Here is a 17,368-nt window from a genome sequence, read left to right as displayed (position 1 = left end):
AACACCTTTAGATAAATTTACCTAATTTAAGTAATGCTTTTGGAGATAATTTAATTAATTTTTTAACAATTTCAGTAGTGGAAATTTTTTCAAATGTTTCTCCTTCAAATGCATGAGCAATAGTGTTTAACTCGTCATCGGATAAAGTAAGTAAGTATTCTTGTACTTTTTTATATCTTACAATTTCATGGTCTAATTCTGCATGAGCCATTTCGTCGTACTGTTTTAAGAATTTTTTAGAACAATCCTCTTTAATAGCCTGAGCAGCTACTTGACCCGCACACATTCCACCGGTCATACCGCTGATAATTCCTCCACCGGTTAACGGGTTAACCTGACCTGCAGCATCTCCACAAACTAAAATATTATCATCATAAAGTTTAGTAGACATTCCTCCGACAGGGTCTCCGCCTACATTAAGCTCAACAGCCTGAGCATTTTTCAAGTAAGGGCTGTTAGCAACAAAGTCATCTAAGTATTCAATAGCAGTTTTTTCAGCTTTGTGAGGTAAAATTGCCAAACCGACGTTTGCAATATCGTCACCTTTAGGGAAAATCCATACATATCCGCCAGGTGCGCATGATCCTAAATAAAATTCAATTACGCCCGGTTTTTCAAATTCAACATTGCACATTTCGTACTGTACACCGGATTCCATTTCTTTTGCTTTAGCAGCAGGTTTTAAACCTGCCCATCTTGCAATGTGACCTTCAGGACCGTCAGCTGCGATTAAGATTTTGCACTGGAACACTTCTTCTTTTCCCATGGATTCTGTAAAAACCTTATAACCGTCATCAATTTTTTCAACGTCGGTTACCAAAGTCTTGATTCTAATTTCTGCTCCGGCTCTTGCAGCATCCATTGCCATGTGCTTATCAAATACTTTTCTCTCTAAAATGTAACCTGCTTCCGGAATTTTTACTTCATCATTTGTTAGCCAAACATCTGTTCCGTCAGGAGTTTGTATTCTTACACCTTCAATTTCCTTAGTAATCCAACGTGGAGAAGGTTCAATTCCTAATTTTTCAAGTCCCTGAATTGAAACACCTTCAGCACATCTTTTTGGTGAACCAATTTCAGATTTTTTATCCATTAAAATAACTTTTGCTCCGCCTAATGCAGCATGTTTAGCTGCGCTTGAACCTGCAGGTCCAGAACCTACTACAATTACATCAGTTTCAATCATAAAATCAATCCTCTTTTTCTAATGCGTCAATTGGACATGCTTTAACACATGTTTCGCAACCTTTACAGTCATCATCATTAAATACTAATGAATATTCTCTTACTTGAATTATATTTCTTGGACAAACTCCAGCACACTCACCGCAAAATGAGCACCAATCTTTAACTATCATAAAACAAATCTCCTCCAATCATAAAAAATTATACTGTAATTATTATGTCATTTATTATATAAAAGGTTTGGTAAAAAACGGAAAATTAAAGGAAAAAGAGAAAATAAATAAATTTTAAAATATCATTTTACCAATAATACAGGTATTTCAGATGTTCTCAAAAGTCTTTCTGAAACTGAACCTATTTGAGTATCGGAAACACTGTTTTGCTCAAATGATACAAATCGGTTATTATTAGAACCATGAGCATGAATAACTACTAAATCAGCGCGTGTTTGGTCAATAATAAACTTCATATCTCTTAAAGGGTCAGCAGTAAGCAAATGTTCAACAACTTCAATTCCTGCATCATCAGCTTTTTTTGTAACTTTTGCTAAAATCTCATTTCCAGAGTCTTCTTCTGAATCATAACTATTAAAAGAAAACTCTTCAAGAACATATACTGCAGCGATTTTGGAATTAAATTTCCGAGCAATTTCAATAGCTACATCGGCCGCTTCGTATCCATAATCAGACCCGTCAACAGGAACAGCTATAACATCAAACATGCTCATTCTCCCTTTAAATAATCGGCATGACAGAAGTCAATGAAATTATCAACAATTTTATCAATATCTTCGCTATCATCGATGATTTTACCATCATCCATAAATACTGCCCTATTGCTTAACTCTTTAATAAAGTCAGTATTGTGAGAAATCATTATAATAGTAATTCCGTAAGTTTTTGAGATTTTTTTAAGAGCATTTGTCACATCTCTTAAAGTAACCGGGTCCAAATCACCGAACGGTTCGTCTAAAAGTAAAAATTTTGGTTTGGAAACAAGAATTAATGCAAGCATTACACGAACCTTCTGACCGCCTGACAATTCATAAGATTTCCTATGTAAAATATCCATATCCAAATCAAGACTTTCAAATATGTCTGCAACCGCTTCTTTAGTTGCAGTTTCAGGGAATCTTGGGAATAAATCTTCTAAAATATCAGAATCAAGACCTATTTTTTTCAATCTTTCCCTTGCTTCAATTTCAGGCAGATCAGTTAGGAGGTAAAATGAATCCAATAATTCTTCACTAAGGCCTATTTTTCTAGCTCTCTCTTGAGCTTCTTTAACAATATTTTGATTTTTATACCCCAGTCTGGTAGCCAATTGATTTAAAACAGTAGCATAATGGTTTAATGCAAATTCCTGATGCATAAATCCTAATTTGGATCTGATTTTCATACGGCCCATACCTGGAATATCCACATCATTCCATTCACCGTCAACATTGAACAATACTTCTCCTTTATCGGGATCTTCCAGACCGCCCAACATTCTTAAAAGAACTGTTTTTCCGGCTCCACTTGGACCTATAATACTTAATATGTTTTCTTTTTGAATAGTGAAGTTAACATCTTCAATCTGTAAAACTTCCCCGCCGGTTAATAAATAAAATCTTTTGTAAATATCATTGACCTGAATAACATCCTCGTCAGCAGGAATATTTTCTATTTCAGCAATATCATCCATGTCCTCCATGAATTTATCGCAGATTTCATCTGCAGAACCTTCATCAACAATTTCACCATCTTCAAGCAGAATTACCCTATCTGCCAAATATTTTTGGATATCCGGCAAGTGAGATACAATAATAACTGTTATATTTAATTCTTTGTTGATTTTTTTAACTGCATCCAATATTTCTTGTTTAGTTTTAGGGCATGCCATAGTAGCAGGTTCATCAAGCAATAAAGCTTTAGGTTGTTTAGCAAGCTGTCTTGCCATAATGAGTCTTTGTTTTTCCCCACCACTTAATACAGAAGCATAATGATTCTGTTTATCTGTTAATGAAACAAGTTCTAAAAGTTCATCAGCTTCCTGGCCAAATTCGCTTTCCGCAATTTCAAAATTGGTATCTCCCTCATCAAAATAGCGTCTGGCATATAATTTTCTTAAAACATTTTCACGAACAGTATCAGGCCAAATACCAAAAGACCTTTGAAGATGAATTGCAGTTTCCTTTTTCAGATTATTGTAATAAAATTGAGATGAATCAGAAGTGACCTTTGCACTGCCTACGGCAATACTGCCGCTATCAATATGTTCAACACCTCTAAGTGCCCTTAATAGTGTGGTTTTACCAGAACCACTTTTACCAATGACGCCTAAAATTTCCCCTTCTTTAACTTCAAAACTAACATCTTTAAGTGCGGTAACCTTAGTTCCATCAGCTAATTCATAATCTTTACTAATATTTTCAACTTTAATCATTCTTTATTGCCCCATTTACATTAATGTAAATTTATATAAATGAAAGTATTTATATTTATATTTAATTAAAAAAAATAAGTGATAAAAATGGCTAACGAAAGCAAAGTTCAAGAATACCAAAACATCTTAGAAGAAGAAAAACTGCTTATTGAAACTCATTTTGTAAATATCGAAAGGATTTTAAGAGAACCAGATGAAATCGAACAGGAAAAACTAGTTACATTAATGAATAACTTTAACACATTAAATATCCAATACGACCAATTATGCAATGATCTTATAGAGTTTATTAAAATTTTCGGAGATAAAAATCAAACCGAAATAAGATTATATAAAACCGACGAGTTAATAGAATTGTTACAATCCAAAGTCAACCAATTAGACTAATTATAATTGATAGTTACTCCACCTGTTACATTTGTAGTTGAATTTTCAGCTACAATTTCACCATTTCTTAATAATTTAACTTTTAACTCCCCTTCACCATAATCATATTTATTAGCATTAATTACAACCTTATCCCATGCTGCACAATCAAGGGTGACTTTCTTATGACCATATCCTTCCTTTTTTACAAGATAATTCGGATTGCCCATTTCAGCTCCCCAAGTGCCCTCATATTCAATAACAGCCTGATAAGGGTAAGAAGCAGATTTCTGAATACTGCCATCATCAGTAATTATATTTAAAGATTCTTTATGTGACGGCTGAGTATTATCATGAATAAAAGAGAAAAGCAGCAGCGCTATAATAACAATACCTATAACGATAACAATCTTTTTTGCAATACTTATATTCCAACTGCCAAGACGAGACGAATTATTGATTCTGTTGCCTTTATAATCAGTTAAAAGATAAGCACAATTATCACAATACATTGCCGTGGAGGAATTTTCATAACCACAGCGCGGACATTTCACCATAAATATATAAATCCTTTTAAGTTGTTATAAAAAATTTATTAAAAAACTTATATTTAAACTTATGTAAAAATTAGTTATTTTTCATAAAAATTGATATTAGATTAGTGATAATAATTATAGACGTTTTCAGCTATTTTTAAATTCATGCCTTTTATTTTAGTTAATTCCTCAACTGAAGCCTTTTTAATATTATCAACACTTCCAAATTCTTTTAAAAGGTTCATTTTTCTTTTTTTACCAATTCCAACGATATCATCAAGTGAAGAGGCTCGAATAGCCTTGCTTCTGAGTTTTCTGTGATAGGTTATTGCAAACCGATGTGATTCGTCACGGATTTGTTGAAGTAAATGTAGAGCCCTATTATTTTTCGGAATGATAATTGGACGTTTTGAATTAGGAAGATATATCTCTTCAAATTCCTTCGCAATGCCAATAATAGGTATATGAGTAAGATTTAATTTTTCCAAAACACTGCAAGCCATACCAAGTTGTCCCTTACCACCATCAATTACTATTAAGTCAGGTTCGGGGTCTGAATCAATCAGTTTTAATCTGCGAGTCAGCAGCTCCTCCATCATTGCAAAATCGTTAGGTCCTGGAGTTTCCATTTTAAAATACTTATACATTTTTTTATTAGGTTTTGCATCTTTAAATGACACTTTTGAACCAACAGCAAATTTACCTGAAATATTACTGATATCATACCCTTCAATGACATGAGGAACATTATCAAGCTTAAGATATTTTTTAAGCTCTATTAGTGAATTTTCCATCTTTTTCTTTTGATGATTGATGATTTCGGCATTTTTCTTAGCCATTTTAACAAGCCTTAGTTTAACACCTTTTTGAGGAACTTTAATTTTGACTTTGTTTCCTCTCAAATCACTTAACCATTCCTCAAGCAACTCTTTTTCATCAATATCTTCATCCAAAAGAATTTGCTTCGGAATATGCCTATTATAGCCATAATATTGTTGAATAAATGAAAACATGATTTCAGACGGAGAATCATATTGAGAACCGCTCATTAAAAAGTCATCACGACCAACAATCTTCCCGTTTCTAATAGGCATTATTATAACTACAACCTCATTTTTGCCAGGAGCTATAGCTATTACGTCCTGATCCAAATCATCATCAACCAAATCAACAAATTGCTTTTCCATAATCTCTTCAATAGATGAAATCTGGTCTCTTATGACTGCAGCCTTTTCAAATTCCTCATTAGCTGCAGCTTCAGCCATTTCTTTTTTAAGATTCTTAACAATAGCAGAATATTTTCCCTGGAAAAATAAATCAATTTTATTGATTATTTCACTATATTCCTCTTTAGAAATTCCACCATCACAAGGAGCATGACATAAATCAATTTGTGAGTTTAAGCAAGGTCCATTCATATTCCTGCAAGTCCTTATTTTAAATAAAGATTTTAAAAACTTAACAGTTTGTTTAACAGACCCCACATCGGTAAACGGACCGAAATACACTCCATCCTTTGTTACATTTCTTGTGATTACAAGACGGGGAAATTTTTCATTGGTAATTTTAACATAAGGATATCTTTTATCATCTTTAAGCTGGACATTGTATCTTGGATGATGTTTTTTAATTAAAGTGGCTTCTAAAATTAAAGCTTCTTTTTCAGAATTAGTTACAATATATTCTAAACTGTCAAAATGACTCATTAAGATTTGAGTTTTTGGCCTGTCAAGTTTTTCTCGAAAATAGGATTTAACTCTCTTTGTGAGACTTTTTGCCTTACCAATATAAATTATGGTGCCTGTATTATCGCGCATTATATAGACACCGGGTTTATTTGGCAAATTATCCGGAGATTTAACTTTAGCTGACATAAACTACCTATTTAAGTTCGACAATATCATTGTCAAGTTTAACTTTATTATTGGCAATCATCAAATCCAAAACACTATTAATTCTTGTTGCGGTTTTTTTAGATGTTGATTTGAAACCGAAATTACGTGATGTTTCTTTTGCAACCTGCTTTATTGTAATGTCATGTTTGTGAAGCAATACAGTTTCGATATTTTTGGCAATTTCTTCATCTGAAATCAAATCAATATTCGGCTTAATCCGTTTTCTAATAACTATATTATTATTTGAAGCATCATATAAAAAGTCTCCAATTTTAATGATATGTCCTGATTTTTCTGCTTCGCCAATAGCTTCATTAACCCGTTTTTTCAAATTAGAACTTGCTCTTTTAATATTGCATGAAACTTTAACTCTATTAATGACTTCACTAACATGAATCGGACCTTCAATATCTACAATGTTATTAACAGATTTGGCAACTTTCTCAACTGACTGCCTGTATAACTCATCAGATGAATGCAGTCCAATATCTTCAATTTGAACATAATCAACAATTTCATCTTCCATTTTTCTTTTGCCCGGAAGTTTATTATCGTCAAATGACTTTAATTGATTGTTTTTAAGGCGTCTTTCGCGTTCTATTTCTTTATAGTCTTCATTAGCACTTGAAATAATATCCTCTAAAGTTTGATCTTTAAGTTCTTGTTCATGAATTGGAACAATAACCTCCTCCTCAGGAGTTTCATTTGTAAAATCATCCTCAATAGTTTCATTTTCAGTTTTTAACTCTTCTTCAGCGAATGCATATTTTTCTTCTCTTTCGATAATTTTATCAGAATCATCATCACTTGGCCGATTTAAATAGTCCATAGGGTCAAAATCCTCGGTTCTATCAACAACAGAGACATAATCTATTTGAGTTGGATTTTCAATTTCCTTTAATGATTTATTAATATATTTCATGTCCTTTTTGATCCCTTTAATGGAATCTCTAACAGATTTCGGCTTTTCCTCTTCATAATAGAAATTATTCTTCCTAAGTTTACTTGTCACATCATTTGAACCTTTATAATAAGTAAAACCATCACCCATATTCTCTTTAGGAATTTCCTCATTTTCCTGTTGGGTCTCTTCATTATCTTTGATGTTTACTTTATCATCTTCAAGAGCTTCTTCATCAATTCCGTTTTTAAATTTGATTTCAGTTTCATTGTCATCTTCATCAATCATATCCTTATCTTCAAACATATCATCAAGGAATTCTTCTACTGCCCGGCCTACAATATCACTAGCTTTTCTGTTGATTATTTCCCGAGTCTCATCAGGTAATTTATCAGTGAAAATATTTAATTCTTCACCTTCAGTATAATCCATCTTATGAGCAGGTCTTTCAAGATTAATGTTTTCATCATTAGAAAAACTATCAGTGAAAATGTTTAAATCCTTGCCGTCATTAACAATTTCCGCTTCTACAACAAAATCCTTTTTTGGAGACGGTTTTTGAAGAGGCGCATCCTTATCTTCAACAATTTCGCCTTTAACAGTTTCAATTTCTTCTTTTTCAAGCCGTGATTCTCCGGCAACAACATTGGAAATGACTGATTTTACAAAATTGCTGCTTGACCTTGGATATTTTTGACTTTGAGGTTTTTCTTGTTCTTCACCATCATGAGACTTGAAATTAAATTCTTCATCAATTTTCTTATCTGATTCATATTCCAGGTCATGACCGTGGTCAACATAGATATAATCCTCATCAGAACCTAAATCAACTTTTCCATCACCTGATTTATCTTTAGGATTAATATCTCCAATAGATTTATCTTCATCAATCTTAGAGTCCAAATCAACTTCATTATCACTGGATTTTCCAGATGGTTTTTTTCCAGAACTAATTTTAGAATTATCCATACCTGACTTTAAATCGACTTTACTGCTGAAAGTTGGTGCTTTTACATTGGACTTCTCATCTTTTGTAGTTTTATCAAATTCTGAATCTGAAACTTTCACAGATTTACCAGAATCATCCTCTTTTGAAGTTTTATCAGTTTCAGAATCTGAAACTTTCACAGATTTACCAGAATCATCCTCTTTTGAAGTTTTATCAAATTCTGAATCAGTATTGTCAATATTTTCATCAAAAGATGAATCATTACCAATATTTTTCGTAAATTTAAGAGACGGGAAAATTGAACTTTTACCTTCATCCTTCTGTTCCTCATCTGATTTCAGAAATGACTTAACCTTATCTGAAATTATTTGAGAAACGCCTTTTGATTCATCTGAATAATCTTTATCATTTTCCCAAACTTCAGCATTATCTTCCGGTGAAATTCCTTCATTATATTCCCAGATTTCTTCATCAAATGTTTCTTCTTTTATGCGTTTATTTTTAACAGATTCATTTTCAACATTATCTGCCGAATTTGAAGATGTTTCAGCATCGGCTTTTTTATATGAATCTTGAGAAGGATAATCTTCAGTTGTGCGATTTTCATTAATCAAATCTTGTGAATTTTCATCTTCAAAGAATTCTGAAGGAGAAATGGAACTAACATCAATAGGTTTTTCTAAAATATCCCTATCATCAACCTTTTCAACTTCAACAAAATCGATAGGACCAATATCCCCATAGTGCTGTTCTTCCTGGGCTTTTCTCTCAGCTTCTTCCCTTTTACGTGCAATACGCAATTCTTCAGCTTTCTTTTCAGCTTCCAATCTTCTTTTTTCAACCAATTTTTTTTCTTCTTCAGATTTGCGTTTTTCCTCTTTACGGGTTTGACGGATTGATTTTTGAACAAAATCCAAAAGTTTTTTACGACCCAAATCTCTGTTTCGATACCAGTCAGTAGACCATAAATGATAAAGTTTCCAACCTAATCCGGTCAATACCTGTTCACGGAGCCTGTCTCTGTCACGTGCCACTTTACTTGATGAGTACATTTTTCCATCAGTTGTGATACCTAAAATATATTTTCCGGGATTTTCGTCATCCACTATGGCAAGGTTTACTCTAAAACCTGCACAGCCAATTTGTCTGTCAACTGTATAACCATTTTCTTCCAGAAAACTAGCTATCGCATCTTCAAATGGCTCTTCACTATACTCATCCCGATTAGCGGTTCCCAATGTTAAGTTTTCAGCATATTCCAAAAATTCTTTTAAAGATTTTACACCATATGGAGGATTTGCTGTCAATTTCATATCATATGCCTTGAAGTTTGAAAATACGACACATTTTTCCCTTGCACGTGTAATTAATACGTTAAGCCTTCTCTCACCACCATTTTGGTTTAGAGGACCAAAATTAAGTGACATTTTTCTCTCTTCATCATATCCGTAACCTACACTTATTAAAATAACATCTCTTTCATCACCCTGAATTGTTTCAAGGTTTTTAACAAAGAATCTTTCTTCTTTATTATCAGAAAACAGCGGTTCGAATTCGGGTCTTTCTTTACGTCTTACTTCCAATGATTCCAGAATCGCATTTTTTTGAGCAACGGAAAATGTTCCAACACCCAAACTTTTTGTATCACCATATTTTTCAAAGTGATTGAATATTTCATCAACTACATCTTCCGCTTCCAGAGGGTTTGCAGAAGATGAACCTCTATGGTACACTGTATTTGGATTATAATGGAATTTTAAACCAAGTTCGGGGTCATCATGTGAAGGTGAAGGGTAAACCAATAAATCATCATCATAAAATTCCCGGTTTGAAACTGTAATTAATGATTCGTGACGACTTCGATAGTGCCATTTAAGCATTTTAACAGGAAATGATAATTTACATAGATGAAGAATACTTTCCATGTCGATTGATGTTGCCTCTTCTTCATCACTTTCTGTATCTGACATCTGGTCGAAAAATGAAGTTGGAGGCAATTGTTGGGTATCTCCCATGACGACAGCAGTTTTTCCCCTCATAAATGCACCCAATGCATCTTCAGGTTTTACCTGACTTGCTTCATCGAAAATAACAACATCAAACTGCAATTCCTCATTTGTCGGATCCAGGTATTGTGCAATTGATAACGGAGACATCATAAAACAAGGTTTAATCTGTTTTATCAATCCTCCTGTTTTTTCCAAAAGTTTTCTAACCGGCATGTGCCCGCTTTTTCTTGTAAATTCTCCGGCTAAAATTTTAGCCTGCGGATTTTCTGTTCCACCGAATATTTTCGGAATATTATTGTTTAGTTTATGGTAAATCCTTTTACGGTTTAGGACTAAAATCCGTTTATCCAAATCTTCAAATTCCCTAATTCTATTTTCATGAAGTTCACCAACAAATGTTGCCAATTCGTGATTTTCAATAAATAAGATATTTAAAAGTGAATCTGCAAAGTTCCCCTCGACTAACGCTTCAATATCCTCTTTTTTAATGTTTCTTTTTTCGATTGAATCTACAAACATTTTAGCATTGGAACTTTTAAGTGCTTTTTTAGTATTTAGATATTGAGACCATAAATGAAGGCTTGAAAGCTGACCTCTCCAGTTATACAGCTGTTCTTTCCATGCTTCAAAAGGAACATCCCCTGTTTCTCTTTTAAAGATTAATTTACTTCTTGGATTTAACTTGTCTTTAAGTTTGGATAATGTTTTAACAAATTCTTCACCTGCATCAATATAATCAGCAAGGTCTCTTTCAGGTTTAATATCGAATAAATCCTTACTCAATAAGTCAATCGTGTTTTGGGAAAATGTTCCAGCGCGAACAAGTGCATTAAACTCATGCATCCATTTAGCAATAGCCTTTAAATCATTGACATTTGCATTTAAATGCCAATATCCCCCATAGTATTTTCGACCTATCTCTTCATTAGCTTCAAGATTTTTTCTAATTTTAATAATTGCTTTTGCTTCCTGCAAATCTTTTATAATTTCATCAATATTTCCTGAAACAGGGCTTTTATAATATCTTTCAACAAGTTCAATGTGCTGTTTGTTATTAAAGAACCTGAATTTTTTATTAGAAATATTTCTTAACTCGTATATCAATGCGTCAATATCTGCTTGAAAAATGCTTTGATTAAATTTAGTTAAATTTCTGGCATATTTTTGATATGTTTGTAGTTCTTTGATTAATTTAAATGCATCATCACTGTTATTATTCCATGCTCCGGATTTCAGTATGCTTCCGTCAATTAGTTCTGCATTTTGAGATTTAATTATTTCAAAAGCAGAAAGTGAATTTTGAAATTCATTTAGAGTGTCCGGCTTTTTAATTCCATAAATATCATAAACCCTTCCGCGTTCCACTAAGAAATTATCAAGAGAAAACAAGGAATCTCCAATCAACATTTCAATTTCTCTTAAATCGGCCGGAAGCAAACTTTTTGGAGCGCATTTGCTCCAAGGGTTTTCTTTAGAAATTGTCTGATATAATTCTGCTAAGTTTTCCAAAGCTATTTTCATGTCATCCAAATCTTTTAAAGTAATGGAATCCGGATTTTCAAATCTGACCAACGGCATTATCATACCTTTAGTTGCAAAATGATCATCAGCAGATTCTTTCATACCATATAATTGAAATGCTGAGAAGTTTACGGCAAATAATGGCTTATGAATAATCTGGGAATAATCATCAAGCTGACGTCGTAAAGTTTCCAACTTACGAATTGTCTGGTCAATATTCAACGGCTCCTGTTTTCTTACATTAGTAGCCTTTTGTAAATCTTTAAGGAATTTTTTCCTTCTTGTTTTATGTGAATGCAATTCCAAAACAAATTTACCGAGCCCAACTGCAGCCAGCCTATCTTTCACCACATCAAGTGCGGCCATCTTCTCTGATACGAATAAAACAGATTTGCCTTCAGCCAATAGCTCAGCAATCAAATTCACAATTGTCTGTGATTTACCTGTTCCCGGAGGCCCTTCAACAACAAGATTGTTTCCGGCTTTAACATCCTGAATAGCTGCAATCTGTGATGAATCAGCATCTAAAACCTGATACATATCCCTGTATTCAAGACTTGAATCAATATCCTCTTCTCTGAAAACATCCTGATTATTTTTAGCAGGATTAAAAATAGCCTGAATTAATTCATTTTTAGTCAAATCCACATTGGATTCCCATGCTTCAGGGTTTAAATCATTATACATTACAAATTTTGTAAAGCTAAAGAAACCTAAAGCAACATTACTGTTAACTTCCCACCCATTCATTCTGCCAACTGCACGGCGGACGCTGGCTATATAGTGGTCAATGACTTCACCGTATTTTTTAAACTCAAAATCCGGAAAGTCAATACCTGCTTCCAGTAATTTGGCCTTAAGTGAAATGTTGGTTTGAATATCTTCTCCTGTCCATTCTAAGTTAAATGATTCCCCAACCTTTTTCCTTTCCATTGCAACCGGAATTAAAACCAAAGGAGCACTGTTTTTTTGTCTTGGTTTTGATTTATCTTTCCATTCCAAAAAACCGACTGCTAAATATAAGATATTATAACCCTGTTCCTGAAGCATTGTTTTAGCTTGGTTATTGATGTAATATAATCTTTTTTGGAGCTCTTTTGGAGTCAAATCAGTAGCTAACTTCTTATCTCCGTCGGAAAACTTCGAAAAATCAAATGGAATATGATCCCAAACCGATGACTTGTCTTCCTTTTTGTCTTTTTTATTAGCTACAAAATACATCTTATTCTTTTGTAAAACTAATGTTTGAAAAAGATTAATGGGAGATTGATTTACTATAGTAATGGTTTTAGCTCTTGTTTTAAAGTTAAGAAGAGGATTTCTTAAAGTTAAGTCCAATAGCTCCTTACGTAAATTCTTAAATTCCTTTTCAATTATATTTGATGATTTATTTAACATGATGCCCCTTTGTAGTGTTTAAAAAATTAAGAAAACTATTATATAAGTATTTAAATATTAATTAATAAAGTTTATGATTTAAGTAAAAGATTAAAATATTATCTTAAAAATCACTTAACAAAAGAAAAATAACGCTTCAATAATGACCAAACTTTGTTAATTTTTTACTTGCAATTAAAGAAGCAAATTCCCCTGATTGTTTAATTGAATAATTATTCAATCTTTTGACAATATAAGATGCCATATACGTATCGCCACAACCTGTGGAATCCACAATATTATCGCATTTTACAGCTTCGATTTTTACCTCTTCATCGCAAATAACTCTGGAGCCTTTGCTTGCATCAGTTATTACCATCTCATCCACATCATGGTCAAGGCCAATTATGTTTGCTTCTGACTCATCTAAAAATATTGCATTAACTCCTGATAAAATATCGGTTAACATGCCATAGTTATCTAATTTTATACTGTAACTGTTATTTGATTCAGTGCCAGGAACTCTTAAAAATCCCTGTATTGAAATAAAAACAGGAACATTGAAACTTTTCAAATATTCGATTGTTTCTAGTGGAAAATCAAATCTGTTTAAAGGATTGATAACAAATCCGTCAATTTTTTCAGGTAAAAATCCTTCCAAATCACCTGGAAAAATTGGAATTTGGGCAAAATTGCTTAATTGCTCTCTGTAATCAAGATTATCCATATCAGGATAATTATTTATAAAAAAATGAGTGTCATCTTTTAAGACAACTTTAACCTTATCCGAATCTGGAAAATCATTGACTATCTTCGCATCGCTGCAGTTTACAATAGCCAGGTAATCTTTGTAAAACTCATCAAAGATAAATGACTGATAATATGTTGCCCCGCCGGTTTTGCGAAAGTTATTCTCTCCGATGCAAATCAAATCATTTGTCACCGGTCCTATTACAACAAGAGTCATGAAAAAAAATATGAGGAATTTAAATTCCTCTGTCTTGCATTCTATCTGCTTCGGTTAAATTTGACATTTCAATACCTTTCATTACCTGACCTAATCCTTTAGATACTTCAGCCAATACTTCAGGCTTATCATAATTAGCAGTTGCTTCTACGATAGCTTTTGCAAACGCTTCAGGGTTGTTTGATTTGAAAATACCTGAACCTACAAAGATTCCATCTGAACCTAACTGCATCATTAAAGACGCATCTGCAGGTGTTGCAATACCTCCTGCTGCAAAGTTTACAACAGGCAATTTTCCAAGTTCTGCAGTTTGTTTAACAAGGTCAATTGGTGCTTCAATTTTTCTTGCATATTTCCAGATTTCCTCTTCTTCCATTCCCTGAATAGTTCTTATTTCACCCATTACCATTCTCATGTGACGTACTGCTTCCACAATATTTCCTGTACCAGGTTCTCCTTTAGTACGAATCATTGCAGCACCTTCATCGATTCTTCTTAACGCTTCACCCAAGTTACGTGCACCGCATACAAAAGGAATAGTGAATTCTTTTTTATTGATATGATACTCTTCATCAGCTGGTGTGAGAACTTCGCTTTCATCAATCATGTCCACACCAAGAGTCTCCAAGATTTGCGCCTCGGCAATATGACCAATTCTAGCTTTTGCCATAACAGGAATAGATACTGCATCTACAACTTCTTCCACAATAGTCGGATCAGCCATTCTGGCCACTCCTCCGGCAGCACGGATATCTGCAGGTACTTTTTCAAGAGCCATTACAGCTACAGCACCGGCATCTTCTGCAATTCCTGCTTGTTCTGCATTTACTACATCCATAATAACTCCGCCTTTTGTCATTTTAGCGAAGCCTTCTTTTAATACATCAGTTCCTTTTTTTACCATGTAAAATTCACCATAATTCAACAAATAAATTAACAATATAATTTATATTATAAAATTTGTCTAACAAGTGCAAAACACCCTGCTTTTTTAAAGGCAATCATGTAATTACACCAAGTAAATAATTGTTTTTAATAGTATATTATTATTTTTATATTTTATCAAATTTTGATTGGAAAAAATTAATAGATTATCTACTAATCGTTTAAAAAAAATGGATTTTTATCTAAAAATTTATATAAAAATAACAAATTTAATCAAATTCGACAGTAATATCAACAATATGATACTCAGATGACAAATTATGAATTTCCTTTTTTATTTTTTCCTGATTATTAAAATTTTCAATTGAAACTTTTAATGTTAAAACCGAATCAATGCCGTCAAGTGACCATACATGAAAATCATCAAAAGATTTTACCCCTTCAATATTTAAAACACCCTGTTTAAATTCCTCAACATCAAAATGATTCGGTGTTTTTTGAAGTAAAACCTCAAAAGACTTATACAAGTTCCTTCCGAGATTAAATAACAGCCACAAAGCAATGCCTATTGATATGAAAGGATCCAAATAAGATGCGCCATCCCAAAACATCAAAACCAGACTCAAAATTAAAATGGCCACCCATTCAAAAACATCACCAAGCTGATGAAATAAAATAGCTTTTTCGCTAAATGTTTCGCCATCATGTAATCTGTGAACAGAAATTGATTTAAATATTATTCCGATAACTGCAACAGCAAGCATACCTCCTGCATCAACGCTTTCAGGTGCAAATAATCTAGGAACTGCTTCAGAAAGAATGATGAATGCCATAAAAATAACAAAAACAGAAACTATTACTGCACCAAGAATCGAAAACCTCTGATAACCGTAGGAATATTTATCACTGGAATCCTTTTGAGCAATATGTTCCAAAAACCATGAAAAAGCAATGGAAATAGTATCGGACATGTCATGAATACAATCAGCAAGTATCGCCATACTGTTTGTTGCAATACCTCCAACAATGACGATAATATTAAAAGCCAGATTCATAAAGAAAACAAAAGCCAGATTCTCGCTTGCATTTTTGTGATGATGATGTACATCGATTCTCATATATTTAATATTTGAAATTCCAATAATAAAAAACTTATTAAAGTTATATTTATATAATTAAAAAATGAAAATTATAGTAGTGATTTAAAATGACAATGATTGGAACAACAATTTTTTCCCATATTCTTCCGGTAATCCTTGGATTTTTTGGATTTGTAATGATTATTTCCGGATCATTAGAAAATGACAATACCAAACTAATATTAGGTGTTGTTTTAGTTATTATAGCATGTATATTCCCTTATGTAGTTTTAAGCGTTCTAGTCTAACAATTTAACTTCACCAGAATGTAGGCTAGTTCCTATCAATACTTTTTTTATTCCCATTGCCTCCAATTCATTTAAAGATTCTTTGTTTAGCCCTCCGGCCATTATTAATTTTTCTTTAAAATCTTTGAATTCTTCAAGCAATTTTTTATTATATCCTTTTTCGGTTCCTACACCAGAAATATCCAAAAGGATAATTTCATTAGGATTAATCTCTTTTAAAATCTCTTTAAATTCCACTAAACCCAAATCCAGATTTTTTGCATACAGCTCATCATCTTTAATGTCGACACTTACTACAATTCTTTCTTTGGGATATTTTTCAAAAATCTTTTTCATCTCGTCAATACTTTCAAGTGTTTCTGTTGGGACAATAATTTTATATGCATAATCAATGAAAAAGTCAAAGCTTTCACAATTCTTAACTCCCCCATCGAAAATTACAGGCAAAATCGTGTTAACCATTTTAATATCATTGATATTATGTCCAACAGATTCTATCAAATCCAAATCTGCAATATACATTTCGTCTGCACCGTTTAATTTTAATCCCTGAGCTATTTCAACGGGATTGGAAGATGATGCAAAAACTGTCTTTAATAATTGGTATGTATCTCTATTTCCAGATTTACCGCTTACTGCTTGGTGCTGTTTTAAATCTATAACAGGAATTTTTTTAATCATGAATAATAATTAGGTAAAAGAAGTATTAATAATTTTAAAAAAAAACATGAAGGAAGTGAGATGAGTTAAATGTTTTTTAACTTCATCTCCAATAAAAAATAATGATCAATTTAGAGAATAACTAACAGTTCATGTCTCTATTAATTAAGTTAATCAACATAGTATATAAATGTTACTGTATTTTATAAAAATTAAAGTATACTTGAATAAATAATTCTCAATATAAATGGCGAATATTGAATAAAATACAATAATTTTCAAATTTTAATAAATGAAAACAGA

Annotated in this window: 13 protein-coding genes; 2 read left to right on the top strand and 11 right to left on the bottom strand. The window is 32.5% G+C overall.

The annotated features are described in order from the left end of the window. Positions 1–7: 7 nt before the first annotated feature. The 4 genes from Q4Q16_RS01505 to Q4Q16_RS01490 all read right to left on the bottom strand — a co-directional run bounded on the left by Q4Q16_RS01505 (position 8) and on the right by Q4Q16_RS01490 (position 3,612). Complete coding sequence (locus Q4Q16_RS01505) at positions 8–1,186, bottom strand: NAD(P)/FAD-dependent oxidoreductase (protein ID WP_303345676.1); 1,179 nt, start codon at positions 1,184–1,186, stop codon at positions 8–10. Positions 1,187–1,190: 4 nt separating this feature from the next. After that, positions 1,191–1,358: a 4Fe-4S binding protein gene (locus Q4Q16_RS01500; RefSeq protein WP_303345675.1), complete on the bottom strand. Its 168-nt coding sequence runs from the start codon at positions 1,356–1,358 to the stop codon at positions 1,191–1,193. A 122-nt stretch (positions 1,359–1,480) separates the two neighbouring features. After that, complete coding sequence (locus Q4Q16_RS01495; RefSeq protein ID WP_303345674.1) at positions 1,481–1,906, bottom strand: universal stress protein; 426 nt, start codon at positions 1,904–1,906, stop codon at positions 1,481–1,483. Positions 1,907–1,908: 2 nt separating this feature from the next. Beyond that, on the bottom strand, positions 1,909–3,612 hold the full coding sequence (locus Q4Q16_RS01490) for an ATP-binding cassette domain-containing protein (protein ID WP_303345673.1): 1,704 nt from the start codon (positions 3,610–3,612) through the stop codon (positions 1,909–1,911). Between the two features lie 87 nt (positions 3,613–3,699). On the opposite strand from Q4Q16_RS01490, the gene Q4Q16_RS01485 reads away from it, so the two are divergent. After that, positions 3,700–3,999, top strand: a complete 300-nt coding sequence (locus Q4Q16_RS01485) for a hypothetical protein (RefSeq protein WP_303345672.1) — start codon at positions 3,700–3,702, stop codon at positions 3,997–3,999. On the opposite strand, the gene Q4Q16_RS01480 is transcribed toward Q4Q16_RS01485, so the two are convergent. The 6 genes from Q4Q16_RS01480 to Q4Q16_RS01455 all read right to left on the bottom strand — a co-directional run bounded on the left by Q4Q16_RS01480 (position 3,996) and on the right by Q4Q16_RS01455 (position 16,136). Then, on the bottom strand, positions 3,996–4,535 hold the full coding sequence (locus tag Q4Q16_RS01480; RefSeq protein WP_303345671.1) for a zinc ribbon domain-containing protein: 540 nt from the start codon (positions 4,533–4,535) through the stop codon (positions 3,996–3,998). The two genes, Q4Q16_RS01485 and Q4Q16_RS01480, sit on opposite strands and share 4 nt — an antisense overlap. Before the next feature lie 101 nt (positions 4,536–4,636). Then, positions 4,637–6,388: an excinuclease ABC subunit UvrC gene (uvrC, locus tag Q4Q16_RS01475; protein ID WP_303345670.1), complete on the bottom strand. Its 1,752-nt coding sequence runs from the start codon at positions 6,386–6,388 to the stop codon at positions 4,637–4,639. A 7-nt stretch (positions 6,389–6,395) separates the two neighbouring features. Beyond that, on the bottom strand, positions 6,396–13,187 hold the full coding sequence (locus tag Q4Q16_RS01470; protein WP_303345669.1) for a DUF3320 domain-containing protein: 6,792 nt from the start codon (positions 13,185–13,187) through the stop codon (positions 6,396–6,398). A gap of 136 nt (positions 13,188–13,323) precedes the next feature. After that, on the bottom strand, positions 13,324–14,133 hold the full coding sequence (locus Q4Q16_RS01465) for a PfkB family carbohydrate kinase (protein ID WP_303345668.1): 810 nt from the start codon (positions 14,131–14,133) through the stop codon (positions 13,324–13,326). A gap of 19 nt (positions 14,134–14,152) precedes the next feature. Beyond that, positions 14,153–15,037 (bottom strand): pyridoxal 5'-phosphate synthase lyase subunit PdxS, encoded by an 885-nt coding sequence (gene pdxS, locus Q4Q16_RS01460; protein ID WP_303345667.1) that lies wholly within the window; start codon positions 15,035–15,037, stop codon positions 14,153–14,155. A 250-nt stretch (positions 15,038–15,287) separates the two neighbouring features. Beyond that, positions 15,288–16,136: a cation diffusion facilitator family transporter gene (locus Q4Q16_RS01455; protein ID WP_303345666.1), complete on the bottom strand. Its 849-nt coding sequence runs from the start codon at positions 16,134–16,136 to the stop codon at positions 15,288–15,290. Between the two features lie 89 nt (positions 16,137–16,225). On the opposite strand from Q4Q16_RS01455, the gene Q4Q16_RS01450 reads away from it, so the two are divergent. After that, entirely contained in the window at positions 16,226–16,405 is a 180-nt protein-coding gene (locus Q4Q16_RS01450; RefSeq protein ID WP_303345665.1) for a hypothetical protein, read from the top strand. Here Q4Q16_RS01450 and Q4Q16_RS01445 read toward each other — a convergent pair. Then, positions 16,397–17,086, bottom strand: coding sequence for a HisA/HisF family protein (locus Q4Q16_RS01445; RefSeq protein ID WP_303345664.1), 690 nt, complete (start codon positions 17,084–17,086; stop codon positions 16,397–16,399). The two genes, Q4Q16_RS01450 and Q4Q16_RS01445, sit on opposite strands and share 9 nt — an antisense overlap. Positions 17,087–17,368: the final 282 nt, after the last annotated feature.

The sequence above is a fragment of the Methanobrevibacter sp. genome, from assembly GCF_030539875.1.
GTDB lineage: Archaea > Methanobacteriota > Methanobacteria > Methanobacteriales > Methanobacteriaceae > Methanocatella.
Note: the sequence above shows the minus strand (reverse complement) of the source record. Positions and strands in the feature narration are given on the sequence as shown.